Raw genomic sequence first — 24,994 nt, 5'->3', positions numbered from 1 at the left:
AGCATGAGCAAGATCATCACCGTAAAATCTGTAATAACCCCCGGCAAAACCTACGAGTTCGTGCAAACAGACGAGCCGATGCGAGGAGCGATAAAAGACGTTTACTTTAGCCCGGATCGCAGCTACGTGGTTGCTTTTTACCGTACGCCGCAGGATTTTAACTCGAAAGAACGGTTGCGCAAGATAGTTACCAAATACTACGATAATTTTTTCAACCAGGAAGGCGGGGCTTATTATAAGGAGCTGTATTGCTGGCCTACCGACATGATCGAACTGGATAATAAATTAGGTTTGATTGCCCCCACCTACAACAAGAATTTCTTTTTTAAGAAAGGCTACGCCAACAGCGATTTGATAGTAGGTAAGGAAAAGGAGGGTAAATGGTTCGTATCCCCGAAGTTCCGCAATAAGGATTTTTCGCTGCGGCTGGATAATTCTGAATTAGGCAACTGGCTAAGCTATTTCCAGATATGCATCAACATTGCCCGCGGGGTAAAAAGGCTGCATTCGGCCGGGCTGGCGCACTCAGATCTTTCGTACAAGAACGTGCTGGTAGATCCGGTCAGCAAATCGGCAGCTATTATAGACATTGATGGGCTTGTCGTGCCTGGGCTTTTCCCGCCAGACGTAATAGGTACAGCAGATTTTATCGCCCCGGAAGTGTTGGCCACCAAGCATTTGGATATAAAGGACCCCGATAGGAAATTGCCGAACCGATTGACCGATCTGCATGCCCTCAGCGTAATGATTTATATGTACCTGCTGTACCGGCATCCCCTAAAGGGCGGTAAAGTGCACGCGCTGGAAACCGAAAAAGACGATTTGCTATCCATGGGTGAGAAAGCTATGTTTATCGAGCACCCAACCGATGCAACGAATCGGCCTAACCTCAAGAATGGCAACCCCAAGGAGCTGCCCTGGGCCGACGTGCAGAAAATGCCTTACAAAATAACCGGGCCATACCTTTCGGTATTGTTCGAGAAAGCGTTTATAGATGGCCTGCACCACCCCACGCACCGCCCAACTGCCGATGCCTGGGAAAACGCATTGCTCAAGACCACCGATTTGGTGCAGCCTTGCCTGAATATGGCCTGTCCCCAAAAGTGGTATGTTTTTGATAATACCTACAAACCGGTATGCCCGTTTTGCGGCACGCCGCATAAAGGCACTTTGCCGGTGCTCGATTTTTATTACCAGTTTAAGCCTAACGTTTGGAAGCCCGAAAACCACCGGCTGATGGTGTATAAGGACCAATACCTGTTCCAGTGGCATGCCAACCGTAACGTGATACGCAGCGGCAGGCTTACCGCCGAAGAGAAAGTGCCGGTAGGGTATTTTAGCTACCACCAGGGTCGCTGGGTGCTGGTGAACCAAAAGCTGGACTCAATGAAAGATATTACCAACAACAAACCCATCCCGATAGGTACGATGGTAGACATTACGAACGGCAAGCAGTTGCTGTTATCCAACGAAGAAGGCGGCCGGCTGGTTATGATTACGTTGGTAAATTAAATGATGGCGGCATCGCAGCGCTCCAAACGCTTTGCCGGATGCTAATTCCTCGCCTTGATTAACCCGTCCATACAGGAGGTATCATCGGGCTTAATAATAAGCGCCTGCTCAAAGTAGGTGCGTGCTGCGGCTTTGTTGCCTGCCATCAGGTAGGCCCAGCCCAGCATCTGATTGCCATCGTAATCAAAAGGATAAAGGCTTACCACTTTCAAAAAATATTTGCTGGCGGCATCGTACTGTTTGCGGTTATAAAATATAATGCCTGCCCAGTAATTGGCTTGCGTGTTTTGGGGGTCTATTTTTAAAATGGCGGCGTACTGGGCAAGTACTTTATCCCAACTGGCTAATAAGGAGAGCGGTTTGATATACCCGAATTTCGCCTCGATGGAATTGGGTTTAATGCGTACAGCTTTGGCGTAATAATTTTCAGATGCGCTGTAGTTTTTGCTGAGGAAATACAGCCAGCCCAGGCGCAGGTTGCTTTCGTAATCGCCATCGCTGTAAAAGGGTTTGATATCGTTTATGGCTTCGGCATAATCTTTTTTGGCTTCTTCGGCATAGCTGCTTTTGTAGGCGCGCTGCAAAGCGGCCTCAGATTGTGCCCTGGCTTCTGCCATCGCCAGCAGGCAAATAATTACGCAAAGTAACTTTTTCAAAACTTCCATGTAAGGCCCCCGGTTACCGAATGTAGGTTATAATTATTGTTGCGGTAATAATCGTTTTTTTGCTCAAACGTATAATTCACGTATAAAAGTATATGATTGCTCAATTGATAATATCCCGTACCGCCCGTTTTAAATTTAATAATATCTATGGCATTATAAACATACAAACCATCGGTATCTAAATAATTATCCAAAGTACCCAGGGTGGCGTTCCCCTCCAGCCAAAAATGGTTGAATATTTTAGCGCCGAGTGTTTGGCTGAAAGCGAAATTACCGGTACCCTGCTGTAGCAGGCTGGCCCGCGAAATAGTGTAGAAATTGAGGTTCCCGGCAGGATAAAAGCTTACCTGCGCGTTGTATTGCTGTACATTGGTGGCGCCTATGGTGCCCGTGCTGGCATCGGCCTGTAGTACCGAGTAGGCCGACGAATACCTTACCCCGGCAATGCCTATGCTGTTGTTGAAAGCGCTGTTGCTGTATTTAGTATTGAGGTAGTGGTACGCACCAAAAATAGCCAGCTTGTTGCTGAGAGCGTAATTCAGCTTGCCGTAGTATTCAAATTGCTTTACGGGGTTACTCAACAGCCTGTTTTGATTGAGGAAGGTAATGCCCTGACCGAAATGGATGAAAGATTGGTCGAGGCTGAGTTTGTAACCCAGTTGCGTGGCCAGGCCAATGCGGGTGTAATGGCCATTTCCCCTGAAATAGTTGCTGGAGGAGCGGAAGCCATGCTCTGCGGTGATGCTGAGCACTTTAACTGCCGATGGTTTGGCGCTAAAGGTAGTATCGTTTATAACGGCCAGGTGATAGGCGGACATATCATCGCGGTTGAGATAGAGGTTGCAAAGGTAGGCGTAGTAGTTTGCCGCCTGGTTGTGTGCATCGAGCTTCAATATCTGCTGATATTGGTTCAATGCAGCCCCATAGTTGCCGGTAATGAACCGCGCGTAAGCGATACGCAGCCTAAGCAGCGGGAAATCGGTATGGTTATTTACAGCTGATTCGCCATAGCTGATGAGCTGTGGCCAGTTGCCCGCCAAATAAAGCGCATAGCTGGTGCTGTCGGCCTTTTGATAGTTATCCGTTTGGGCCTTAGCCATGCAGCAGGTCATGGCCAGCACGATAATAAGTAAGTACTTTATGCTTTCCATACTGCCTCCGTTTTTTTGCCCGATACATCGATAGTAAAACCGGTAATCTGATTGCCGCTAACCCTTATCTCTGCCTGCATAAATTGTTTTTTGCCACCCGGTATTTTGTTGGTGCCGGTGGAGGTAACGATTATATCGTTGCAGGTTTGCTTTGCCCTGCTCTGGTAATTGCGCCTGATGAAACGGTAAAATGGCGACACCAAATCGTGCAGCCATAGCCCGGCTTTGCTGCCTGCAATATTAACAGGAAAAACATCTTGTGCCTTTACCGCGGCATCGGTAGAAAAGATAACCTTAAACGCAGCCAGTTGGAAGTGATAGAGCAACGAGGCCCTGCCGCCGTAAAAGGCGGTAAAATAAAAGGCGGTATCGTTACTGATGAAGTAAGCAATATCGCCGCTTTGGTGGTCGTAAATATAGGTTTGATTCAGCGTATCGGTAAACACTTCCCAGGTTTCGGTTAGGTTGCCCAATGCTACTTTGGCCACATAGCCCGGTTGGAAGGCGAAAGCCTGTCTCAGCGCAGATGAAGTATCGATATTGCTCAGGCTATCGCCATCAGCAGGGGTTTGGAAGCTATTGAATGCGGGGCCGCTATCTGCGTCCTGCAGGTAGTAAGCAAAAGGATAGGCGATGGTTTTAGAACCCACATAAGGCGTTGCCTGCATCTGGAAATGCAGGTGCGGCTCGGGCGAGCGGCCGCTGTTGCCGCAAAGGGCCAGTATATCGCCGCGTTTCACCACATCGCCGGGCTTTACCTTGGCTGAGCCTTGTTTAAGGTGCGATACTTTGCTGTAGAGGCCTGGTGCATGTTTCATAACAATTGTATTGCCCCAGTTCTCGAGGACGTTTATCACGCCAATGGGGTTGTCGTCGATATGGTTTATTACGGTTTCTACCAGGCCATCGGCGCAGGCCAAAACGGGTTTGTTGTAACAATAAAAATCTGGGAGTGCTTCGCCGGGTAGTTTAAAAGTTTGGCCGTCGTCATCGGTAATCACGAAATCCAGCGCCTGCCCCCATTCGGCTTTATGGGTAATGCCGCCCTCGTAGCCCTGCGAAACCGTCCAGTTGCCCATAAATGGTAGCGAGAGGTTAAGGTAGCTGAGGTTGTGCAAACGTTCTTGTCCGTTAAGGTATTGGTAAAGGTTGGCCTCGGGCGAATAGTTCTGATAGGCAACCAGCTGTAGTTTTCCCGGTTGCTGCCTCAGGTTCAAGAAATAAAGTATGCTGATGACGATGATGCAGAACGGCAGCGAAAGGATGGGCAGGTGCCAGGCATCCAACAGTACCGTGAACGCGCCGGTAAGCAGATAAGCCAGGGGGATGATGGCGATGCCCAGCAGGTACGAGCGCAACGACGGCACGGTGAAAAAGCCGCTCAACGCCATAGAGGCCATCATGAAATTAACGCCGAGGTGGTAGTGGCCCAAGCCATCCGGATAGATATGCGCCACGGAATTAAGCAGGCAAGCCGATATAAAACCAAGCACCAGCAAGCTAAAACTGATGCGCGAATGGATGAATACCCCCACGCTGATAACCAGCCCGGCAAAAACGCTATCCTGAAACAAAATGGCACTTACCGCCCTAAAGAATAGCCTCACATAAAACGGCAGCGGTATGGCATTCAACGCGGTAAATAGCTGGTAATGATTGGTGTTCTCCGCCGCCGAAAGTTCGTTAAGCAGGTAGCTCTCTTTGGGTAAAAGATGCAATTGCGCGTAACCGTTGGCAGCCAGCAGTACCAACCAAAATACGATGACGAAGGGCAGCGACAAAGCCGGCAGACCGCGCTTTGCCAATATGGTAGTGAGGCTAACGGTAAGCACTACCGTGAGGATGGTAGCCACCACCAGCCATAAGCAAAAAGCCGTATTGAAATGAAAGAAACTGCCAAAACCGATGCCTAATAAGATGGAATTGAACGAGTAAAGGCCCGATTGGATGGTATCGGCCCGGTGGCCGGATAATTTTAGCAGGCCCAAAGAGAAACAGGCAGCAAACAGGCCTGCGCAGCCCGCCAATGGGTCGAAAAAAGAAACCGCCAGCAATAAAACCGCCAACAGATTATCCTGCGAAAAAAACACAATGGAATAGCTGTTAAGCAATGCCTGTATAAATAAGAGTGTTTGTTTCTTCACAGTTTGTTTCTATGTGTTATTCAGTGTTTCTTGTCGCTCGCATATTTGATTCACCCTCTCTGCTTCGCAAAGAGGGTGAGGAAAGAAGCAAAATAGCCCCAACTTCTCCCCTTCTTTGCGCAGCAGAGAGGGGGCGGGGGGGGAGTCGACTCGCGACGCGGATGTTATCTTCATATTCCCCTCTTGAGAGGGGGCGCGGTGGACTGTGTGATGGGAGGGGTGTGTTCGCCACCATGCAATGGCGCCATGCATCGCGCAGAAACACACCCCTCCACCCCTCTCAAGAGGGGAATCGCACATCCCCCGCGCTTTAAAAAATTCAAACCCATCGCTACAGTCGTTCATTTATCCCTACTTTTACCTCCCTGCAAATACTCCGGCAGCACCTCCGGCATCTCCAAATATTCCAGCGTTTCGGCTTTGCGGATGAGGTGCGGCTGCCGCTGCTCGTCAATTAACACAACGGCGGGGCGCATAGTAATGAACTGCATCCATTGCGTCATGTTATAAGCGCCTACTTTATGCACTACCAGGTGGTCGCCGGGTTCCAGCGCAGGCAGGTTCACGCTCTCGCGCAACATATCTATATTCATGCAAAGCGGACCGTAAAGCACTACGTTATCGGTATGCTGCGAGGCCTCCTGCGCGGGGCTTATCTTATGGTCGTACCAGAGGGAGGTAAACAGCGTATTCACGCCAAAATCTACGATTACCGACCGGCGGCCATCGCTTAATCGTTTATTGGCGATAACGCTGCCCAGCAGGTAGCCGGCGTCATCTATCAAAACACGGCCGCTTTCCAGTATCAATAAAGGCAATTCTTCGTGCTTAAAACCTGCTTCCAGCAGGGTAGTGGTTATGGCTTCGGCAAAATTGTCGACCGATGGCACCGTGTCCACACCCGGCAAATAAGCGCCCTTAAGGGTATTGGTAGACGGGAAGCCGCCCCCTAAATCGAGGTATTCGATTGGGTTGTTCAGCACGGTTTTACAGCGGATGGCCAATTCGCTCATCTTGGCGGCGGCGATGCCATAGGCGGCCGTGGATAGCATGAAGGTGCCGATATGGCAATGCAGGCCCACCAGCTGCATTTTGCCCGAAGCTACTATTTTGCTGATAGCGCTCCAGGCCTCACCGTTTTCGTAATTAAAGCCAAACCTGTCCCAAATGGGGTAAACGCCGGTGTCCATATTTACGCGGATAGCTACGCACGGCTTTTTGCCCGATTCCTCGCATAGCGAGATGATCGTGTAAAGCTCGTCGAAATGGTCGATATGGATGAGGGAATTGTTTTGGATGGCCAGCAGCAGGTCTTCGTTGGTTTTCTGCGGACCGTTGAAGATGATATGTTCGCCGGCTACGCCGTTATTTAATGCCTTACGGTATTCGAATCCCGATACCACCTCGGCCCAACTGCCCTCCTGGTGGAAGATATTGCAAACTGCATTGAGGTAATTGGTTTTATAGCTCCAGGCAAACTGCACTTTTGGGTACCGGGTGTTGAATGCCCGCAGGGCCGCGCGGTAGTTGCGGCGTATTTGTTTTTCGGATAATACGAACAGGGGCGAACCGTACCCGGCCACGAGGCTTTTGATAGCAACGCCGTCGATATCGGTAACCGCAGTAGCTTCGTTCTGCGTGCCGAATTTGTTCATCAACCCGGTGTTCATCTTTTTGATGAAGGGGCGTTCGTATTTTAGTTTCTGCGTCATTTGTTCTTTCTCTTTTTTCTGAACCTTGATGTACTTGATTTTGGGATTTCCTCGATGCTTTGCTCAAGTAATCCTTTAATCCTTAAATCATGGTCATAATTCACCAAAGGCCGAAAATTGCTGGAACTCGCTCACGTCGGCAATATGGTCGAGCGCGTAGCGGATGAACATTTTGCCGACCTGGTAATCTGTAAACGGTTCGACTTGCTCGCCCATGGCCATTTTGGCTAAAGCTACCGGCTGATTTTGCCCGGCGGCGGCCGTTAAATATATCCATGCCGGGAAACGCGGGTTTATCTCCATAATGAATAATTCGCCCATTTTATCCTGCATCAATTCTAATTCGAAACCGCCATGCCATTTGGTTGCGGCGGTAAATTGCTGCGCAATTGCGAGCAACTTATCGTCGGCTATTGTAATTCCCGCCCAGGCCTTGCCCTTATCGGTAATGTACAATTTGCGCATGGGGACGATACTTAAGGCATTACCCTTGCCATCACCAAGGCCGGCTACGTTAATTTCGGTACCCTTTACGAACTGCTGCACGATAATAGGCGTGCCCCATTTGGCGCTGAGGCGGTAAAAAGCTTGCTGTGCCTGGTGGGCCGTGTGGACAACCTCCGCCTCGTAAAATTTCCCTTTTACCACCAGCGGGTAGCTTAACTCGTCGGCAGTAACTTGTAATTCATCTACAGCGGTGATGCTGGCCGTTTTCGGCACGCTGAAACCATGTTGTTTGCCAAAGGCAGCGAGGTTGGGCTTACTGCATGCTGCTAACTGTTTATGCGTAGGCAGTACGGTGCGGATGCCTGCCTTTTGCAATTCAGCACTTATCTTGATGGAATTATGAAGCTCTGCATCAAAATTTGGGATGATGAGGCCCATGCCTTCCTTGGCTTGTATGTGTAGCAATCGTTGCAATAATGCGTCAGAGCCTGCCGAAGGGTAGGGTATGAGATAGGTTTTATCAACCAGGTTATGCAGGTAAATGCCGGGTTCCAACGATTCGTATGCGAGTCCTATAATGCGCACATCGGGGAAGCCCTCTCGTAATGCCCGTATCACTGAAAGCCCAGGACCGGGGTTTTCTATTGCGTTTAAGCCGGTAACGCCAATTACCAATGGGGTATCTGTAGTGCCTGCCATGTTACCGTGCCTCCAAAAGGTTGGCATCTTTTAGCTGTTGAATCCAATCTTCCCAGTCGCGTTCAAGTGCTTTTGCCTCAACGTCGTAAATGTCCAGCAACTGCAGTTTGATGTCGGCATCGGTTTGGCCGGCTTTCATCATCGCCAGTATAGCAGCGGCAATGGGGTTGCTGGTGTACGAATCGCCGGTGGCGGGGTTAAAAATAAACCCGTTATCGCTGGTGGCTATATTGGTTTTGAGTTTCACGTAAAAAATATAATCAAATATACTGGTTAATTGGTTTTTTGTCTGAACCGCTGATTCGTTTGATTAAATGATGACGCTGATAATTAGGTTATGATTTATCAATAAGCATCAGCGTAATCCTCAAATCATTAAAATCAGCGGTTCAGTGCCTCTCCAAATTGCGGATAAGGGCCGGTAATTTATTACTAAATATCAGTAATAAGGCAGCTGCCAGCGTCAAAATTAATTCGGGGATACCTAAACCATACATCCTTATCAGTTTTATGTATAAAGATGGTGTGGAACGGGCCGAAACCCGCTAATGTGTCGGCAAACGGGTTTAATGTGTAGATGAACGGGTCAGAAGTTTTTTGCCCAGCCGCGTACCGATTCGGCATAACTCTCGCCGATGGGCAATTCTATGTCGGCCAGTTTCAGCTTACGGTTGTGGATTGATTTTACCTTGCTTGTGGCGATGATATAGCTCCGGTGGATGCGCTTGAATTTATCCTCGGGGAGTTTTTCCAGTGCTTTTTTTAAGGACATCAGCGTAAGTACAGGCTTGGGTTGCCCGCTCAGGTGTATCTTTACGTAATCTTCCATGCTCTCCAGATACGCAATCTCGGCTATGTTTATCTTCACCATGCGGTATTCTGAGTACACGTAAAAGCTTTCTTCGGTGGCCCCGGGCTTGGTATTGTTTTTATAGTTGTAAAACTCCAATGCCTTTTCTACTGCCTTTGTAAAGCGGCTGATGTCTATAGGTTTCAGCAGGTAATCCAATGCCTCCAGCTCAAAGCCCTCGAAAGCGAAGTTTTTGTAAGCGGTAGTGAAAATGATGATGGGTTTGCTGGCCAGCGAGCGCACCAAATCGATGCCGGTAATGTCGGGCATGTTGATGTCTACGAAAAGCAGGTCAACAGGATTGTTCTTAAGGTATTCGGCTCCGCTGATGGCATCTTCGAACGAGCGCGCCAGCTGCAGGTAGGGGAAACGGGAGATGTACTCTTCTACCAAACTGAGCGCCAGCGGCTCATCATCTATGGCAACGCATTTTAACTTCGTCATGCTATAATCTTAACTCATTAATATCAGTTTCACCTTAAAAGTGCCATCGTTTTCCTGTATATCCAGGATATGTTTTTCGGGGTACAAGTGCGATAGCCTTTGTTTGGTATTGGCAATGCCTATGCCTGTACGCTCGGGCAATACCGAGGTGCGCTCAAAAACGGTGTTTTCACATTCGAAAGTAATGGTGTTGCCGTCTACAGTAATTTTCACCTGAATGGTGCTTTCGGTTTGCTTGCTTACGCCGTATTTAAAAGTGTTCTCCACGAACGACATCATAATCAACGGCGCGATTCTTTGGTTGCGTACCTCGCCCTCGACATTGAAATCTACGTTGGTTTTTCGGCCCAGCCTAAGCCTTTGCAGGTCTACATAATTCCTGATGCAATCGAGGTCCTGCGGCAGGGGCACAAAATCCTGTGTTACGTCATCGGTTACGTAGCGCATAATGTTAGAGAGCTTCATGATGCTTTCTGAAGTATGCGGGCTGTTCATCATCGATAAGGTATAGATGTTGTTGAGCGTGTTGAATAAAAAATGGGGGTTTATCTGGGCTTTAAGGAAGGAGAGCTCGGCGTTTACCTTTTCAGCCTCGGCTTTTATTACCTTTTGCTCGGTTGTTTGCCATTGCTCCACTGTACGCATAGATAGCCCAAGGGCGATGATAATGCCGAAAAGGAAAAGGCTCACGATATCTGTAGAACTGGAGTGCTGCCATATGGTTGCCGCTGGTTTGGGTTTTGCCTGTGGCGCCTGCATACGCAGATCCTGGTGTGGCAGCGGGCCAAAGGGCAGCGATTTGTTGCCCGGGCCGCGCATCAGGCTATCATTGCTGCGCGTTGTGGCCGCCTTTAGCGAGTCGGTAGCTTGCTGGCGGGCGGCAGCTTCCATTTGTTCCTGAAAACGTGGGTTATGCACCAATAGTTTATCGAATGGCTGCAAAAAAAACACGCAGCCAAAGAGCATTGCAACGCCTGCGCCGTACATCCAGTAGTTTTTTTTCAGGAAGTAACGGGGGATGAGGTGCCAGAGATTGAAGTAGAAAAGGGTGAGGTACGTGAGGCAAAAAAGCCAGTAAAATGGCGAGGAGAGCAATATCCAGGCCCCGCTTTCTTTGCTGCCCGTGCTTAAAAACAACACCGGGAACACCAGGAACAGCAGCCAGCCGGTAACGTGTATAAGTATGTTGTTTAATTTAAAACGCAGCATCTAAGTTTGGTGTATCCCTGTTTTGCCAATAAGCCAATTCCCGAAATTAAGGAATAATGTTAAATGATTTACAAAGATGCACATCGGTTTGCCCCGCTTGGGCAGCAATCGGCTAAACGGGGGATATGTGTCGATTAATTGGGGGAGAGATTGGAGGTCGAAGGTTAGAGATCAGTTGGTTTTGAAGTATGAGGAAGTGGCTTTTTATCGGGTGCCACAAACTGACTTTTCGCCTCATCGGAGTAGAGGACTTCATCCGAATAATACGCCGCCAAAAACTTTTTAGAGATGCCTAAGCCAGCATTGGCCGCTACAAACTCCTGCCAGGTTTTGGTTGGCTCCTGCTGCATCAATATAGCAATGCTGCGGGCGAACACCACAGTTATGGTATGATGATACTTGGTGCCGCCTGCGTATTTGGCATCGATGCCTTTAATGGCCGCGCAAATATGCTGCAGCGCGGTATCGTTATCAAAATCGTTTAAATAAAGCCATGCCATGCGGATATGCGCCTCGTGCGTAAACCATTCGGGATTGATAGTGACGGTTTCTATTTGGCGGATAAATTCCTGATTGTCGAGTTCTGCGTGCTGCATCATTGTTGGTTTTTAGGCATGCAAATTTAAGATAGGCGAGACTTATTAACTAATTTAATTAGAATTAGTTAGTGCATGAATTTTGCTGCATTAATGCTATTTTATACATGTAATGCAGCAAAATTCATACATTACTTATAATTTATTTGTTTGATAAAAAATGTGTACATTTGTATGAAAAATGCTGCATTAAGGCGTATTTTTGTACTTAATGAATGAAAATTCATACATTAACTGGTATTCTACAAGTGATAAATCACTTTTGGAAACCATTGGGCAATTTTTGCAAATGTCCCGCTTAAAACAAAATAAAACCCAAAAGCAGGTAGCCGAAGCTGCCGGGGTAAGCCGTTCTACCGTAAGCCTGTTAGAAAAGGGTGCTGGTGGCACGCTGCTTTCGTTATTACAAGTGTTGCGCGTATTAGAGCAGTTACCGGTATTGAGCAATTTTTTGGTAGAGGAAAAGGTTAGTCCGCTTTTGCTGGCTAAGCTGGATCAGCAAAAAAGACGACGGGCGCGTAACAAGGATGGGGATAACGATACCCCAACAATAAACTGGTAATGATAAACAACGCATTCATCACCCTTTGGGGCGAGCGCGTGGGCGCCATAGCCTGGCATGCCGATAAAGGTATTGCCGATTTTGAGTTTGAGCCATCTTTCCTCAAAAAGGAGCTGGATGTTGCACCGTTTAAGATGCCCTTAAGCCGTGCTGCCGGTAATATATTTTCTTTCCCCGAATTGCGGGATAGCCAAACATTTAAAGGCCTGCCTGGCCTGCTGGCCGATGTGCTGCCCGATAAGTACGGTAATACCCTGATAAATGCCTGGCTGGCAAGGGCAGGGCGGCCGGCGGATAGCATGAACCCGGTAGAAATGCTTTGCTTTATTGGGCAACGCGGCATGGGTGCCCTGGAGTTTGAACCTGTAATGCCGAAGGGAAAAGACACATCCACCAAACTGGAGATTGCCCGCTTAGTAGAGGCGGCAGAAGAAATACTATCGGGCAGGCAAAACTTCCATGCCGATTTATCTGCCGATGAGGAAAAAGGGCTGCTGGATATTTTGAAGATAGGTACATCAGCGGGTGGGGCCCGCGCCAAGGCCGTAATTGCTTATAATGCAAAAACGGGGGAGGTGCGTAGCGGGCAAGCCGATGCCCCTGCCGGGTTTAGCCAATGGCTGATAAAATTCGATGGCGTGCACGATGCGCAGTTTGGCAGTTCGCGCGATTACGGAAGGGTAGAAATGGCTTACCACCTGATGGCTGTGGCCTGCGGGATTGAAATGGCCGAGTGCCGCCTGCTGGAAGAGCATGGTCGGGCGCATTTTATGACTAAACGCTTCGACAGGGTAGACGGACAAGGCAAACTGCACGTGCAAACTTTTTGCGCAATACAGCATTTCGATTTTAATAATGTGGGCCTGTATAGCTATGAGCAGCTTTTTCAAACCATGCGTATGCTGCGGCTGGATTACCCGCAAGCCGAGCAAATGTACCGCCGTATGGTATTCAATGTGCTGGCCCGCAATTGCGACGACCATACCAAAAATTTTGCTTTTATGATGGGTAGGGATGGCATTTGGAAACTTGCCCCAGCCTATGATGTTTGCCATGCCTATCGCCCGGGCAGCCCATGGGTAAGCCAGCAATCCTTAAGTCTGAACGGCAAAAGGCAAGGCTTTACCCGCGAGGACTTGCTGGAGGTGGCCAAGCAGATGAACATTAAGAAAGCAAGCAGTATTATTGGCCAGGTACAAGATGCGCTTGCCAAATTGCCGGAATATGCAGGTGAGTGTAAAGTGGATGATGTATTGCAGAAGGCGATTGCAGAAACGTTTGTGATTGTCTGAACCGGAACCGTTGATTTAATTGATTACGTTGGTTTCGCAGATATTTGGCTTTCCATCATTTAAGTTGGAGAGTGCCCATGTTCATGGAATCAACGCTATCATTTAATCAATAAAATCAGCGGTCCGGTTCAGATAAGTTTATTGCTCAGAGCTATTTTCACCAGCGCTGCGGTATTCTTCACCTTGTATTTTGAGAGCATATTTTTGCGGCGTAACCCTAGCGATGGATTTTAAATCAATCGCTATGATTACGTAAAGGCGACTAATACTTTTTTGATTTAATATCGTCCACCTCGTGCTGTAAGAGGGCAACTTGCCCTTCGAGTACCTTTAAACGAATCTCATTTACACGATTTTGGGCTTCCTGTGTTGTCCGGACATCTCGGATATCTCCCTTAAGCTCAAAGTAGGTAGTCATCACGGATACAACTATACTGGCGGTGCTAACGATAGTTACCACGATGTTTTTAATTGTAATGCCTTTTAGTTCGCGGTGTTCGAAAGTTGTCATAATTATAGTTTTAAAAAGAGTTCTCGTTCTTGTTTTCGGCGATTGGTGAGCGGTTTATACCTCACTTTTTTACCGGTAGTCTGGTCCGTTATTTTATCCCAAAGCAAAAACTGGTCGGCCGCACCGGCGTAATTTAGCTGGTTAAGCTTTTTCAGTAAGGTAGACCGCTCCAGCGCGCCGGTACCTTCATTATAAGCGAAAGATACCAGGGCGTTGAATTGGTTTTGGTTTAGAGCGATTTTCACTAATTGGTTAACAGCATCGGTGTAAGTTCTTAGGGTATTTGCCAACAATGCAGATGCTTCTGCTTCGCCGGGAAGTTTATCGCCCGGTTTTATGGTTTTGCCATCATGATACCTGGTTGAGCCGTAACCAATGGTCCATACGCCTGCAACATCGCGGTAGGCGTTTAATCGCAGTCCTTCAAAGGTTTTGATAAGGGCAACACCCTGGTTATTTAGTTTCATCATGAGTCGGCGGGGTTAAAGGTTCAGATTGCTTCACAGCAAATTGTGCCGCGATGGCAATGGTAGAGCCAACGGATATCAGGATTGTACACAAGTTATGGGGAATGCCGTGTACTTGAGTAAGCGAAGTGCCCAGCCCGGTTAATCCGATGCCAAAAAGTTGCGCACGTTTAAAAAAAGTGGGCGTATCGCTGAGGATGCGCTGCAGGGGGGTGAGGGGTTTTTGCATGGGGAAGAAGGCTTATAAATTTGGTGGACTTGGGTTTTTAAGTGTTGGTAATAATAGAAAAATTACAATCTTTGGTATTCTAAGCAGGATAATGAAAAACGCAATTGTAACACTTGCCGTAGGTGAAAAGCACAAATCTTTATTTGAGAAACATTGCAGGTCCAATTGGCAAGAGTATTGCGATAAATGTGGGTATGACTTAATAGTTATTACAGAGGCTTTTGACTCATCTGATAGGGCCAGAGCAAGGTCGATTTCCTGGCAAAAATTATTGATACTTTCTCAAAAGTGGGCAACTAATTATCAACAGATAATTTGGATTGATAGTGATGTAATTATCAATCCTAATGTAGCTTTTGATATAATTAAAAAAGTACCTATTGAAACCGTAGGAGGCGTTGATCAGTATGCTATACCAACCAAAGAGATTTTCGATATCTCACTAAGCCGGCTATATAACGACTGGACTAGAAGTGGTGTAGCATATTTGGATAATAGGACACCTGAGAGTTATTACCTTAACAGAGGAATTCCTGGACACGGACTACAGCATGTAATGCAAGGCGGAATATTCGTATGCTCTCCACTACATCATAAAGAATTGTTTGAGAGAATCTACTATAATTACGAAGATTCGAGCGGAGGAGGGAATTTTGAAAATCCCGCGCTATCGTATGAATTGGTAAAGGAGGATTTAGTAACATGGCTTCCATCGCAATTCAATTTTTGTGTAATTAATATAATTTCTGCGTTTTATCCAGAGTTATTTGGGACGAAGCCGGGCTTTTTTAAAAGTTGTTTATCCAAAGTGGTACGAAAAATATTTTCAATTGAATTTAAACAAAAGCCTAACAAGGCAGAATTAATTTGTTTGAAAAATATATATGATTTATCGGCTTTTATGCACTTTGCCAGTTGCATTAATTTAATGCCTCATGTCGGGGATTTTATTAAATGCTGATTATTGTGACTAGAAGGTCACCAGAACAAAGAGTTTGCCGTTCGCTTAAAAACTCGCCTGCTATTTAGCACGTGATGGGCGTTTTGACAGAAGAAACAATCGCAGATTCGGACTCGGTATTAAAACCTTTCTTAAGTGATCTGCAATTTAAGTTAATATCTAAATCCGCAATATGAAGTTCATTGAGACTATCCCTAAGGCAAAAAACCAGGCCATAGCTTGGATAACTAACCTTCGGGTGTTGGCTACGTTTGCAGTAATTGTTTTGCATACTGGCGTACCTCTGCTGTCCCAGTATAATAGGTTATCATTGAGTGATTGTATGGCCGGATATACCTATAATGCTATAACTAGATTTGCAGTGCCCGTATTTTTGATGATAACTGGCGCTCTATTACTTGGTCGGGAGTATGAGTCAACCGATTTCCTGAAGAAAAGAATGAGTCGGCTGGTTCCCGCGTTCTTGTTCTGGAGCTTGGTGTATATAATATATCAATGGCATGAGGGAGCTACTTATTTTAATTCTGATATCCGGGGCAATATCGAGCAAATTCTGCGCCGGCTGAAAAGTGGCACCTTCTACCACCTTTGGTATGTGTACATGCTCATAGGCTTATACCTAATAATTCCTATTATCAGCAAATTTGTTCGAAATGCATCGGAGAAAGAACTGCTTTATTTTTTAGCGATTTGGTTGATAACTATAATTTTAAGCGAACCTTATTTTAACCGGTTGAACGGAACGATTGAATTGAGATATTTTAGCGGCTATATTGGCTATTTGGTTTTAGGCTATTACCTTGCTAATAAACAATTCAAAGCTCATGGATTAATAGCCTTTGCAACATTTTTATTTATCTGCTTTACGATGGTTATCACCCTCGGCACTTATTATCTTATGGTAACCACAAAAGAGTTAAGCACGGTATTTTATGAACCTCTCGGCTTATGTGCTTTGATCCTCTCCGCTAGTGCGTTTTTTATTGCGAAAAACATTGTGGTCCGATTAAGTTTCCGAATCACCATAATATTTGAAAATGTCAGTAAATACACCCTTGGCATTTATTTCATTCACGCCTTAATCCTGAACGTTTTGGCGGTAAATAACATTACCTACGCTATTTTTAATCCCTGGCTCAGCATTCCAGTTATTGCCTTGTTATGCTTCGTGATATCGTGGATGCTGATTTATGTGATGAGCAAATTGCCGGTGTTGAAATATTTAGTTGGTTAACAAGTCTCATTTACTTTTGTCAAGGCGTGTCATTTACCAAGGCAGCCAAAACATCTCGCCAAATCATATAGCCGTTGCCATTAAGGTGTAAGCTGTCTCCGCTATCATAAGCTGGGTTTAATCCCTTACCTCTAACTAAAAGGTGATAGACATCGACATAAATAATATCATCGTACCTGCAAATCGCTTTTAATTGTTCATTTACTTGTACTACCTTACCTAATACCGAGATTTTTCCGTTATAAATGTTCCAATTGGTAGGAAATAGGCTTTGTACATAAATTTTTGTCTTAGGAGAATTTGATTTAATGGTTTTAATCATGAACGAAATATCGTTGGTAACGTCAAGAACTGAAGCGCCGCTAAGTAAATCATTAATGCCAATTTGAATAAATACTTTCTTTGGTCTATACTGACATAATTCATTTATGACAGCTATTACCGCTTTTGTTCCAGTAAATATTATGCCACGATTTTTTACGTTCGGATTTTTTAATGCCTCCGCCAATTCGAAATTTTGAGTGTGACTATCACCCAAGAAGACAATTGAGTTGCTATCCACTTGTAATTCAGTAAATTCGGTCGTTCTTATACTGTGAAAAATATTTTGCGTTAGCTCGGATTTTACTTCTTCATGCTGAGAATTGTAAAAGTCAATTTTCCTGTAGATATATATTATCGCCAGAGGGATTGTTATTACGTTAAGTAAAATAGAAATCAAAAATCTGTTTTTCATTCATCAAATATCAAGAAAAACACATTCAAAAAGAGGCAAGAATAATTTATTTGCTAATAGAAATATCAGAGTTTATTATTCTCAGGTCAGAGAGATTTGCTTAAAAGTTCCCCATCCGAGATAGAATCCACCTCGTACGTAACTAGCACTTGTCGAAAAGTTTACCAGTTGTTGAGTTCCAAGCCCCCCAATTGCATTTGTTTTGTGGGTTATCAGAACGCCATTCGTAGGGAAGTCCGTATGTTGCACATACTCCATTGTGATGCCTAATAAATAATTATTAAAGTCATCAGCAGGCATATTGGTACGATCGCCTCTGTCGTGAAATGGATTGGATAAACTGGCCATATTGCCGTTTAGCTTCTGGATGGCCTGCAATATGGTATCTGCATTTGTAATCGTGCCCGGGCCCGATGTATAACCTGTTAAGACAGTGGAAAGTGGCGAGCCAACGGAGATTTGTTGCCAGGCACCAAAACCAGTGGAAGGCCAACCGACTCTAAGGTAGATAACGGGATCCCCATAGTAATTTGTTAACATTTGGGTAGCAACACCACTATTGGCCGATGTTTTATGGGTTATCAAAATTCCAACTATCGGGAAATCACTGTTAACCCATTCGCAAGTTAGCCCATTGGGGTAGCTTGCAATGCTATCATTCGTACTGGTACTGCTGCTGCCCCGATCCGTTATCCCCGTTGCCGGCGTTATCCAATGAGTATCGTTGTTGGTGTTTGAATTTTTGGCTAAAATTTGCCCGCTTGTGCCACCGGTTGGTACGCCTGGCCCTTGTGCGCCTGTAGCGCCGGTTGCTCCGGTGGGGCCGGTAGATCCTGTTGGGCCTGTGGCACCGGTTGCGCCCGTAGTTCCTTGCGGCCCCTGCGCACCTTGCGGCCCTGTTGCACCATCATCGCCTTTTTCTCCCTGCTCACCAACTATAGATACCCCGTCGCCCCAGGTACCACTGGTTTTTGGGCCAAAAATGGTTAAGGCATTGGTATTGATATAAAAATCACCATCCGCGCCATCGGTTGAGTTGGAGGGGTTTGCCGTGCCATTGAGCACGCTTCTCCCGGCCGGGCCGGTATCGCCGGTGTCGCCCTTTTCGCCGCGCGGGCCTTGCGGGCCGGTTTGCATAGAAAATACCTGCGACCAGCTTCCTTCGCTTTTTAAATAGAAAATACCTGTAAGGGTGTTAATATATGTGTCGTTGTTTTTGCCTGTGTTTGACGCTGGCAGACCTGCGCCGTATAAGATAGTGCCGTCTGCTCCATTTGTTTCGGGCAGCGTGTAAACGATTGACCACGTGCCTGATATTTTTTGGGCAAATTGTGCGGTGTTGGTTTTCAGGAACACGTCGCCATTTTTACCGGCGTTGTTTTGCGGCAACGCCGTGCCGAAGGTTATGGATGCGCCGGACGAAAAGTTGGCGGCAAGATATTGCAGTAATGTGCTTATAGAGAATTGATAATCGACACCATTATTTACTAAAATAGAGATATCGTTTGCGCCAATGCTGGTGAGTACAGGTAGTTCGCTTATTTTTTTATCCGTTGCCATAATTTAAGAATTCGTTGGTGAATTGATGTGCGCTGTAATTATCAGTCGGGTAATTAAAATCCGACCTGTCTACCCCCCGGATGCGCGGACCGGGCTGCCTTGCGCTTTTGTTTTTTTGATTGTAATGCCATGCCGGGAAATCTTCCCGATGGTCTATTAAAAACCGTTCGGCCTCATTGGCATAAGCGTTGGCCGTACTCCGTTGTTGTTGCACCAGTTTTGCCAAATCTTTGGAGGGTAGGGTATTGGCGTTTTCGTGTTTTTTGATGACCGGGCCCGTGGCCGAATAGTGCACGGCATCTGCCTCTATAAACCTTGCGAAAGCGAAATAGGCCAGTACGGGTTGCAAGCCCTGGTGTAATACAATATAACCTTGCTCATCCAGGTATTCGCTGCCATTTAACAGGTCCTTATAGTGTTGAGGGGCATCGTCTTTAAGCGTACCCTCTGCATCGAGGTGCTTTACCAGGTCGTAATACAATGCATAGCCTAAAAAGGGTTTCAGGTCGAGTTCCTGCGCTTTTTGGATGAAGGTTTTCATCCGCTCGGGTTTTACGTTGGCAGCAATGTCTTCGTATCGCTGCAGGGTGGCGGGGATAATGAGGTTTAGCATGGCGAAGCCCCCCGATCTCCGCCAGCCGGCAGAGGTGTAATTGAATTGTAATTCATGTTATTTAAGATTGTAATTAATATTTCCCCCTTCAGGGGGCTGTTCGGTCTTTAATTCGTTTCTTGCCGCGAGCATATTGACTCACCCCGGCCAAGCTATCGCTGGCCGACCCTTTCTTCGCAAGCGAAAAGAGGGAGAGAAGGGCAAGTAGCCCCAATTTTTCTTTTTATTGTGTTGCAGAGAAGGAATTACCTGGCTTTTTTAACCCTCTTTACGAAGTAGAGGGGGGCGACGCACGATAGTGCCGTCGGGGTGAGTCAACTCGTGACGCGACAAGTATAACGCTACCCACACATGGCTTCTGCTTCGGCTTGTTTAAAGCCGTAGGCATAAACTAATGCCGCTATTTTGTTTTCGGGAGGGATTGCAGATTGCAGCAGTTGATTTACAGCCGCACCTGCTTTCAGGCCGATATTGTCGTCAGATACATTTGCGGGTACAGGCACTATGCGCCAGTTGTTCGACGGATTGATTGCCAGGTAATAGTGGCTAAACACCTCTTCCAGGGTTTCGCTTAGTTCCTGCCTGTCGGCGGCGGTGTTATCATTAAATTCGCTGATAGCCTGTTTCTTTTCGCTGCCATTGCTTAAGCCCGATGATTTCTCCGGATTGATGAGCTCTTTAGGTACCGAAAAGCCTTTGATGATCCTGGCTTCTACCGAGCGTTCGGTACTTTCGAAAAGCTTATCGTTGTTCTGTATAACGTAAGGCTGAAACTCGGGTTTGGCGCTCTCGTCTTCGTATTCAATCACGATAATTTTTTGCGCACTCTTCGCGCCCTGGAAGGTGCCTAAATCCTTCTCCAACTGCGATGGCGTGTTTTTGCTGCTGCCATTATCTACACTATTATCAGCCTCCTCGCGGCGCGATTGCATGAACAGCATGGTTGAGGGCAAAAAACCGGTGGTTACTTCGCGGTTGTTAAAAATTTTGATACCGGCTTCGGTCTCGAAATCCTCCCAAACACTATCGGCCTCTATCAAAGGGTAATCGTCTACCTCTGGGTTGAAATAGTAGAGTTGGCCCTTATATTTATCCCATCCGCCGGCTGCTTTTACCTGGAGTTTTATTGCCTCTTCGTTTGGGTCGTACTTATCCAGGAAGGTAATCTTGCTGCGCATGATGTTCTTCCAGGTTTTGCGGCCCCAATCGTTGTAGATGGCAAACTTGCCGGCAGTATCGGCGTTGTCTCCATCGCCCATGCGTACGTCTTCGAATTTCACATAGTTTACCGAAGCGATTTTGAAGTTGGCGTTGTAGTTTACATGGATGGCAAAGCCGCTGAAAAGGGCCTTATCTGTAGCGATGGCTTTTAATAATTTAGAAAGCGTCAGCCCTTTATCATTGAGTGCTGTTTTGCCAGGCGCGGCTTCTTCCAATCCGTTGCCGGCGATGAATTTCGACCGCTTGTTCCAGCAATCTTTAGCGGTGGGCGATTGTGCCACAAGCTCCAGCATGCGCTGCGGATAAGCGTTATCCATATCGTAATTGAGGATGCCGAAAGTTTGGTTGGGCCTTACCTGGATGCGCCTTTCTATTTGTGGTAAGTAGGTTTTCATATTATTTTTGATTACACCGATTTAAGCGATTACACCGATTTTTGATTTACACTGATAGACTTGCAAGCGTAATTCGCTTTCGCTTAGCCCTACGCTTTGGGTTTTTTGCTTCTCTCGGACTTTCAGACTTTCCATCTTGAAGGCTTTCGACAAACAGGCCTGCTATATGCGGGTATTTTTGCAGATACCATTCGGCTTCTTCATCCGTAAGGTTAGCGTTGTTATGGACTGCCGGCGAGCCTGGTGCAAACTGGTGATTGCCCGGTTTTAAAATGTATTTTTTCATAGATGGGTCATTGAGTCATTGTTTTGCTTCATTGAGTCATTGCTTCGCTTCATTGGGTCATTGCTTTGCAGTCTTTAGATACCGGTAACTTAATAAATGACTCAATGACCCAATGATTAATGATTTTCTAAGCCGCCAGTGCTTCCAAAGCGGCAAGGATGCTTGCGTAAGTTGCCGAGCCGCTGGTTGGCGCTATGGATACTGCGCGCGGAGGGTAAGGCTCTTTCAACTTATCGGGGTTGGTGAGTTTGATTTTATAGCCACCATCCAGGGTTTCGTCGGCTGCGTTGCGTTCGGCTTCGGTTACGATGAGGCCATTTACAGCGCCGAACAGCTCGATGGCCGAATCGCTGTCTTTGTAGTTGTTTACCGCAATCGCGCGTACACGGCCGTAGCCCATGGCCATTAGTTGCGCTTTTACATCTACCGATAGGCCGGCAATATTGAAGTCTATTTCTTCGGTGTAGCGCGGGCCGACCTGTGTTTTAGCCAGCTTGCTCATGGTATTGAAGCTGTTGTTGGTGCCCTCAAATTTGTAAACTTTGGCGCTGCCTACTGCGGTAAGGCCAGTGATGATGAGCGGATTTGTAGAATCGTAAGTTAGGGTGATATCATCCTGGTTGAAGATATACACCACATCCTCTATACCCGAAGTAATTGGCTCGCTTGCGCTAAGGCCGAAACCGGCGTTAATTTTATTGTAGATTGACATTGTTTAGTTGTTAGCCCCTCTAAATCTCCCCCGGTAGGGGAGACTTAAAAAGGAATGTTTAAGAATTGTTTATTAAAGCCCTCCCTTCCGGGGAGGGTTTGGGTGGGGCTGCTTAAGCGCTCAGATAAAACAGTTCGTTTGCGAATTTGAAGTTTACTGCCGCTTTCATGCGGGCTTTCATGCGTACTACGTTATCGTTGGTGTAGGGCTTCATGTAAACGGTTGATAGTTCGGAAGCATCGCCCAGAAGATCTACCCCCAGGAACAGGTTTGATGACCGGGCACCCAGTATGGTGTTTGCCTGCCAATGGTTCATAATCTGTAGCGGCAGGCCCAGGTAATCCATCTTTTTCATATCGGTAAAAGCGTTGATCACGTTAAGCGCTTTGTTGGCTTGTGCCTGTGCGTAGGCATAACCGATGTGTAAAGGGATTTGCAGGTTAAAATCTTCCTGGATGCGGTCGGCGGGATCAAGTTGAGCGTAAACGCTACCCAATACCTGCAACACGTTGCTTACGTTGATGTAGTTTACGGTAGCCGCAGTTGCCGCGTTGATGAACGTTGCCGGTTTACGGCTGTTTACCTCGTTGTAATTGCGTACCAGTTTAAAGGTAGTGGCACTTTGAATCTGGATAAAGTACGATTGTTTTTGTATGGCAATACCGCCGGTGCTGTTTGTTGTATCGCGGATAGTGCCGGTAACACCGGTTATGGTTACTACGTCGCCGTCGGCAAGGGTGCCGGTATCTGCCACATTTACAATGCCATTTGCGTCGATAGCAGTAGCAGCCATTGATGTAGATGGTTTTGCGAGGCCAACTTTGTACACGCCCGATGCTGCTGCGATGCTTGGCAATAAGCCCGGGAACGCAGCGGTGAAAGAGGCTTCTTTGGTGGATGATTTACCCAACCAATACAAACGCTCGTTAGCAATTTGAATTTTGGTGAGGTAGCGCTGCACCATAAAATCGCTCAGGTCTACCACGCCTTCATAATCCTGGAACGAACCGGGTTTAAGGCTTTGGCCTTCCCATGATTGGATTAGTTTATCCCATTGTTCTTGTTTCATAAATTCGTAAACCACCGGGTCCAGGTAGCTTTCGGTTTGTAGGGTGGTGGTGCCCTGATCGGTAAATATGCCGCTTGGGTCTTGCAGTACCACATCGTCGTCTACATCAAGTATTACTTTGCGTGCCTTTACGTCGTTGATAACGGTGAGTAGCCCGCGCTTTACCGAGTCGGCCTCCAGCAGCGTGCTTGCCATAAATCCTGCCAGCGCTTCGCCGGCATAGGTGTTGTTTGTAAATGTGAATTGAGCCATTTCTTATTGTTTGTTGTAATGTTTTAAAGTTGAAAGGTTTGAATGTTGGCTGAGGTGTTGTAAAGGGTTGCGGTTATGTTGTAGCTTAACGTTACAACATTTCAACCTTACAACATTTCAACGTTCTACTTCGCCACTGCCCTCCTTACTGCGTTTTGGGCCAGGGGGCTTTGTGGAGCAAAAAAGGGTTGGGTTTCGGTTTTAGCCTTGGCGCTACGTTTCGATCCTTCGGGCGTGAAGTCTGATTTTATCTCGTTCTTTATTTCTTCCCGTGTTTGCTTAAGGCGGATGCCGGCTTCTTCCAGTGCTGCCTTTGCCTCGTTTAACAAGGCATTCTGTGCGTGGAGGCGGGCTTTTACCTGCAAAAGGCGGTTTTGTATCTCGGCAGGTTTTTTGGGCATTTTTAGTTTTTCGGCAGGCTGGCTTTCTTCGTCGTCGGCTGTTTCTTCAGCTTCGGTGCCGGCCAGTTTTTCTACTTTACCTTCTTTAACTGCTAGTTGCTGCCCTTCGGGGGTTGTGTAGGTGTCGGTAATGGCGGGCGTACTCATGTCTTCGTCCTGGTAAACTTCTGTTCCTTCGCAAAGCTCGCCGCTGTGATGCAAGGTGCCTTTGTCGGTAATGGTGTGTTTGTTTACCACTTTCTTAAAAAAGTTCATGATTTTGTCTAAAACCGACGTGGTTTTTTCAATCAATTCTCTGTTGTCCATATCTGTGTTGTTTTGTTTGTTTAAGATTTTGTTCACGCAGCGCTGGTAAACGGCTGGTGCGGTGTCGGTATATTTTTTTATCAGCGCGCTGTTGATGATGGTATCCGTATAATCCTCTATGGCATCTACGAAGCCAAGGTTCAGGGCCTGGTCGGCGGTCATCCAGGTAACGGCGTTTATCAGGCTATTAACCGTAACACCATCCAGCCCCGATTTGTCTATGTATATCTGCGCCAGGCGCGATTGCACTACGTTCAGCATCTGTACATCTTTCAAAAGCTCATCGGCATTGCCGCCACTGCCCACCATAGGCTTGTGTATCATGAGTAGGGCGTATTTGCTCATCACAATTTTATTGCCCGCCATGGCCACCACAGATGCTGCCGACGCTGCCAGCGCATCTATATAAGTGGTTACGTTGCCAGGGTACTTTTTCAGTAGATCATATATGGCTATGGCATCGAAAGCCGAACCGCCAACTGAGCTGATGTGTACCTCAACGTCTGCGCCGGCAGCTGCATCGAGTTGTGTTTTTATGAATGCGGACGAGAGGCTCCCCGAGCCAATGCAATCCGTTTCGGTATCGTATAAGTATATTTTCATGTTGTTTATTTAGATGATTTCACTGATTTAGATGATTTCACCGATTTTTTGATGGCCTGGAAGAAGGGCTGAACCTTGATTTTCTTGATTTACCCGATTGCTTGATTAAAGGATGTTAATCCTGCTTGTGTTTGATATGCTGATTGGCATAGTTA

At 46.7% G+C, this 24,994-nt stretch carries 25 protein-coding genes; 5 read left to right on the top strand and 20 right to left on the bottom strand.

All coding sequences use genetic code 11. From position 1 onward, the window contains the following. Positions 1-3: 3 nt before the first annotated feature. A complete protein-coding gene (locus tag AC1DYT_RS19890) occupies positions 4-1,512 on the top strand; it encodes a protein kinase domain-containing protein (protein ID WP_477471272.1) in 1,509 nt (502 codons plus the stop codon). A 41-nt stretch (positions 1,513-1,553) separates the two neighbouring features. Here AC1DYT_RS19890 and AC1DYT_RS19885 read toward each other — a convergent pair whose 3' ends face one another. From AC1DYT_RS19885 to AC1DYT_RS19845, 9 genes are all read right to left on the bottom strand, one after another. Beyond that, positions 1,554-2,168: a tetratricopeptide repeat protein gene (locus tag AC1DYT_RS19885; RefSeq protein ID WP_477471271.1), complete on the bottom strand. Its 615-nt coding sequence runs from the start codon at positions 2,166-2,168 to the stop codon at positions 1,554-1,556. Beyond that, positions 2,165-3,328: a tetratricopeptide repeat protein gene (locus AC1DYT_RS19880; protein ID WP_477471270.1), complete on the bottom strand. Its 1,164-nt coding sequence runs from the start codon at positions 3,326-3,328 to the stop codon at positions 2,165-2,167. Before AC1DYT_RS19880 ends, AC1DYT_RS19885 begins: the two co-directional genes overlap by 4 nt. Further along, a complete protein-coding gene (locus tag AC1DYT_RS19875) occupies positions 3,316-5,472 on the bottom strand; it encodes an urea transporter (RefSeq protein ID WP_477471269.1) in 2,157 nt (718 codons plus the stop codon). Before AC1DYT_RS19875 ends, AC1DYT_RS19880 begins: the two co-directional genes overlap by 13 nt. 341 nt (positions 5,473-5,813) lie before the next feature. After that, the gene (locus AC1DYT_RS19870; RefSeq protein WP_477471268.1) at positions 5,814-7,184 is read right to left on the bottom strand and encodes a hypothetical protein; all 1,371 of its coding nucleotides are present in this window, start codon (positions 7,182-7,184) and stop codon (positions 5,814-5,816) included. A 93-nt stretch (positions 7,185-7,277) separates the two neighbouring features. Beyond that, a complete protein-coding gene (locus AC1DYT_RS19865) occupies positions 7,278-8,330 on the bottom strand; it encodes an ATP-grasp domain-containing protein (protein WP_477471267.1) in 1,053 nt (350 codons plus the stop codon). Between the two features lies 1 nt (position 8,331). After that, positions 8,332-8,577 (bottom strand): PqqD family protein, encoded by a 246-nt coding sequence (locus tag AC1DYT_RS19860; protein ID WP_477459783.1) that lies wholly within the window; start codon positions 8,575-8,577, stop codon positions 8,332-8,334. Between the two features lie 339 nt (positions 8,578-8,916). After that, the gene (locus AC1DYT_RS19855) at positions 8,917-9,624 is read right to left on the bottom strand and encodes a LytR/AlgR family response regulator transcription factor (RefSeq protein ID WP_477471266.1); all 708 of its coding nucleotides are present in this window, start codon (positions 9,622-9,624) and stop codon (positions 8,917-8,919) included. Between the two features lie 9 nt (positions 9,625-9,633). Continuing rightward, positions 9,634-10,833 (bottom strand): sensor histidine kinase, encoded by a 1,200-nt coding sequence (locus tag AC1DYT_RS19850; protein ID WP_477471265.1) that lies wholly within the window; start codon positions 10,831-10,833, stop codon positions 9,634-9,636. A gap of 164 nt (positions 10,834-10,997) precedes the next feature. Beyond that, positions 10,998-11,432, bottom strand: coding sequence for a hypothetical protein (locus tag AC1DYT_RS19845; RefSeq protein ID WP_477471264.1), 435 nt, complete (start codon positions 11,430-11,432; stop codon positions 10,998-11,000). A 208-nt stretch (positions 11,433-11,640) separates the two neighbouring features. Between AC1DYT_RS19845 and AC1DYT_RS19840 the strand changes: the two genes are divergently transcribed. Continuing rightward, entirely contained in the window at positions 11,641-11,991 is a 351-nt protein-coding gene (locus tag AC1DYT_RS19840) for a helix-turn-helix domain-containing protein (RefSeq protein ID WP_477471263.1), read from the top strand. After that, positions 11,991-13,283 (top strand): type II toxin-antitoxin system HipA family toxin, encoded by a 1,293-nt coding sequence (locus AC1DYT_RS19835; RefSeq protein ID WP_477471262.1) that lies wholly within the window; start codon positions 11,991-11,993, stop codon positions 13,281-13,283. Before AC1DYT_RS19840 ends, AC1DYT_RS19835 begins: the two co-directional genes overlap by 1 nt. A 262-nt stretch (positions 13,284-13,545) precedes the next feature. Here the strand turns inward: AC1DYT_RS19835 and AC1DYT_RS19830 are convergent, their stop codons facing one another. Genes AC1DYT_RS19830 through AC1DYT_RS19820 form a run of 3 tightly spaced genes read right to left on the bottom strand, consistent with a single transcriptional unit; the run spans position 13,546 to position 14,490 of the window. After that, positions 13,546-13,794: a hypothetical protein gene (locus AC1DYT_RS19830; protein ID WP_477471261.1), complete on the bottom strand. Its 249-nt coding sequence runs from the start codon at positions 13,792-13,794 to the stop codon at positions 13,546-13,548. Positions 13,795-13,796: 2 nt separating this feature from the next. Continuing rightward, positions 13,797-14,264, bottom strand: coding sequence for a lysozyme (locus tag AC1DYT_RS19825; protein WP_477471260.1), 468 nt, complete (start codon positions 14,262-14,264; stop codon positions 13,797-13,799). Next, positions 14,248-14,490, bottom strand: coding sequence for a hypothetical protein (locus AC1DYT_RS19820; protein WP_477471259.1), 243 nt, complete (start codon positions 14,488-14,490; stop codon positions 14,248-14,250). The genes AC1DYT_RS19825 and AC1DYT_RS19820 overlap by 17 nt, the downstream gene beginning before the upstream one ends. On the opposite strand from AC1DYT_RS19820, the gene AC1DYT_RS19815 reads away from it, so the two are divergent. Beyond that, the gene (locus AC1DYT_RS19815) at positions 14,489-15,451 is read left to right on the top strand and encodes a hypothetical protein (protein WP_477471258.1); all 963 of its coding nucleotides are present in this window, start codon (positions 14,489-14,491) and stop codon (positions 15,449-15,451) included. The two genes, AC1DYT_RS19820 and AC1DYT_RS19815, sit on opposite strands and share 2 nt — an antisense overlap. Positions 15,452-15,623: 172 nt before the next feature. Further along, positions 15,624-16,685 (top strand): acyltransferase, encoded by a 1,062-nt coding sequence (locus AC1DYT_RS19810; protein ID WP_477471257.1) that lies wholly within the window; start codon positions 15,624-15,626, stop codon positions 16,683-16,685. Between the two features lie 19 nt (positions 16,686-16,704). Here the strand turns inward: AC1DYT_RS19810 and AC1DYT_RS19805 are convergent, their stop codons facing one another. The 8 genes from AC1DYT_RS19805 to AC1DYT_RS19770 all read right to left on the bottom strand — a co-directional run bounded on the left by AC1DYT_RS19805 (position 16,705) and on the right by AC1DYT_RS19770 (position 24,839). After that, positions 16,705-17,421, bottom strand: coding sequence for a GDSL-type esterase/lipase family protein (locus AC1DYT_RS19805; protein WP_477471256.1), 717 nt, complete (start codon positions 17,419-17,421; stop codon positions 16,705-16,707). An 81-nt stretch (positions 17,422-17,502) separates the two neighbouring features. Beyond that, entirely contained in the window at positions 17,503-18,981 is a 1,479-nt protein-coding gene (locus AC1DYT_RS19800) for a hypothetical protein (RefSeq protein WP_477471255.1), read from the bottom strand. Then, entirely contained in the window at positions 18,968-19,594 is a 627-nt protein-coding gene (locus AC1DYT_RS19795; protein ID WP_477471254.1) for a DUF6712 family protein, read from the bottom strand. The genes AC1DYT_RS19800 and AC1DYT_RS19795 overlap by 14 nt, the downstream gene beginning before the upstream one ends. A 341-nt stretch (positions 19,595-19,935) precedes the next feature. Then, positions 19,936-21,210 (bottom strand): hypothetical protein, encoded by a 1,275-nt coding sequence (locus AC1DYT_RS19790; protein WP_477471253.1) that lies wholly within the window; start codon positions 21,208-21,210, stop codon positions 19,936-19,938. A gap of 46 nt (positions 21,211-21,256) precedes the next feature. Next, complete coding sequence (locus AC1DYT_RS19785) at positions 21,257-21,496, bottom strand: hypothetical protein (RefSeq protein ID WP_477471252.1); 240 nt, start codon at positions 21,494-21,496, stop codon at positions 21,257-21,259. A gap of 127 nt (positions 21,497-21,623) precedes the next feature. Further along, complete coding sequence (locus AC1DYT_RS19780; RefSeq protein WP_477471251.1) at positions 21,624-22,208, bottom strand: hypothetical protein; 585 nt, start codon at positions 22,206-22,208, stop codon at positions 21,624-21,626. A gap of 112 nt (positions 22,209-22,320) precedes the next feature. After that, entirely contained in the window at positions 22,321-23,529 is a 1,209-nt protein-coding gene (locus AC1DYT_RS19775) for a hypothetical protein (protein WP_477471250.1), read from the bottom strand. Between the two features lie 125 nt (positions 23,530-23,654). Next, entirely contained in the window at positions 23,655-24,839 is a 1,185-nt protein-coding gene (locus AC1DYT_RS19770; RefSeq protein ID WP_477471249.1) for a head maturation protease, ClpP-related, read from the bottom strand. Positions 24,840-24,994: the final 155 nt, after the last annotated feature.

It is taken from the genome of Mucilaginibacter sp. P1_D10, from assembly GCF_056406215.1.
This window is presented reverse-complemented; position numbering and strand designations above follow the sequence as displayed.

Coding starts and splice junctions, on each gene's coding strand:
- AC1DYT_RS19830 (WP_477471261.1), bottom strand. CDS start 13,794: ATGACAACTTTCGAACACCGCGAACTAAAAGGCATTACAATTAAAAAC.
- AC1DYT_RS19880 (WP_477471270.1), bottom strand. CDS start 3,328: ATGGAAAGCATAAAGTACTTACTTATTATCGTGCTGGCCATGACCTGC.
- AC1DYT_RS19785 (WP_477471252.1), bottom strand. CDS start 21,496: ATGAAAAAATACATTTTAAAACCGGGCAATCACCAGTTTGCACCAGGC.
- AC1DYT_RS19795 (WP_477471254.1), bottom strand. CDS start 19,594: ATGCTAAACCTCATTATCCCCGCCACCCTGCAGCGATACGAAGACATT.
- AC1DYT_RS19840 (WP_477471263.1), top strand. CDS start 11,641: ATGAATGAAAATTCATACATTAACTGGTATTCTACAAGTGATAAATCA.
- AC1DYT_RS19835 (WP_477471262.1), top strand. CDS start 11,991: ATGATAAACAACGCATTCATCACCCTTTGGGGCGAGCGCGTGGGCGCC.
- AC1DYT_RS19855 (WP_477471266.1), bottom strand. CDS start 9,624: ATGACGAAGTTAAAATGCGTTGCCATAGATGATGAGCCGCTGGCGCTC.
- AC1DYT_RS19825 (WP_477471260.1), bottom strand. CDS start 14,264: ATGATGAAACTAAATAACCAGGGTGTTGCCCTTATCAAAACCTTTGAA.
- AC1DYT_RS19870 (WP_477471268.1), bottom strand. CDS start 7,184: ATGACGCAGAAACTAAAATACGAACGCCCCTTCATCAAAAAGATGAAC.
- AC1DYT_RS19780 (WP_477471251.1), bottom strand. CDS start 22,208: ATGTCAATCTACAATAAAATTAACGCCGGTTTCGGCCTTAGCGCAAGC.
- AC1DYT_RS19815 (WP_477471258.1), top strand. CDS start 14,489: ATGGGGAAGAAGGCTTATAAATTTGGTGGACTTGGGTTTTTAAGTGTT.
- AC1DYT_RS19790 (WP_477471253.1), bottom strand. CDS start 21,210: ATGAAAACCTACTTACCACAAATAGAAAGGCGCATCCAGGTAAGGCCC.
- AC1DYT_RS19805 (WP_477471256.1), bottom strand. CDS start 17,421: ATGAAAAACAGATTTTTGATTTCTATTTTACTTAACGTAATAACAATC.
- AC1DYT_RS19850 (WP_477471265.1), bottom strand. CDS start 10,833: ATGCTGCGTTTTAAATTAAACAACATACTTATACACGTTACCGGCTGG.
- AC1DYT_RS19820 (WP_477471259.1), bottom strand. CDS start 14,490: ATGCAAAAACCCCTCACCCCCCTGCAGCGCATCCTCAGCGATACGCCC.
- AC1DYT_RS19890 (WP_477471272.1), top strand. CDS start 4: ATGAGCAAGATCATCACCGTAAAATCTGTAATAACCCCCGGCAAAACC.
- AC1DYT_RS19865 (WP_477471267.1), bottom strand. CDS start 8,330: ATGGCAGGCACTACAGATACCCCATTGGTAATTGGCGTTACCGGCTTA.
- AC1DYT_RS19800 (WP_477471255.1), bottom strand. CDS start 18,981: ATGGCAACGGATAAAAAAATAAGCGAACTACCTGTACTCACCAGCATT.
- AC1DYT_RS19775 (WP_477471250.1), bottom strand. CDS start 23,529: ATGGCTCAATTCACATTTACAAACAACACCTATGCCGGCGAAGCGCTG.
- AC1DYT_RS19810 (WP_477471257.1), top strand. CDS start 15,624: ATGAAGTTCATTGAGACTATCCCTAAGGCAAAAAACCAGGCCATAGCT.
- AC1DYT_RS19845 (WP_477471264.1), bottom strand. CDS start 11,432: ATGATGCAGCACGCAGAACTCGACAATCAGGAATTTATCCGCCAAATA.
- AC1DYT_RS19770 (WP_477471249.1), bottom strand. CDS start 24,839: ATGAAAATATACTTATACGATACCGAAACGGATTGCATTGGCTCGGGG.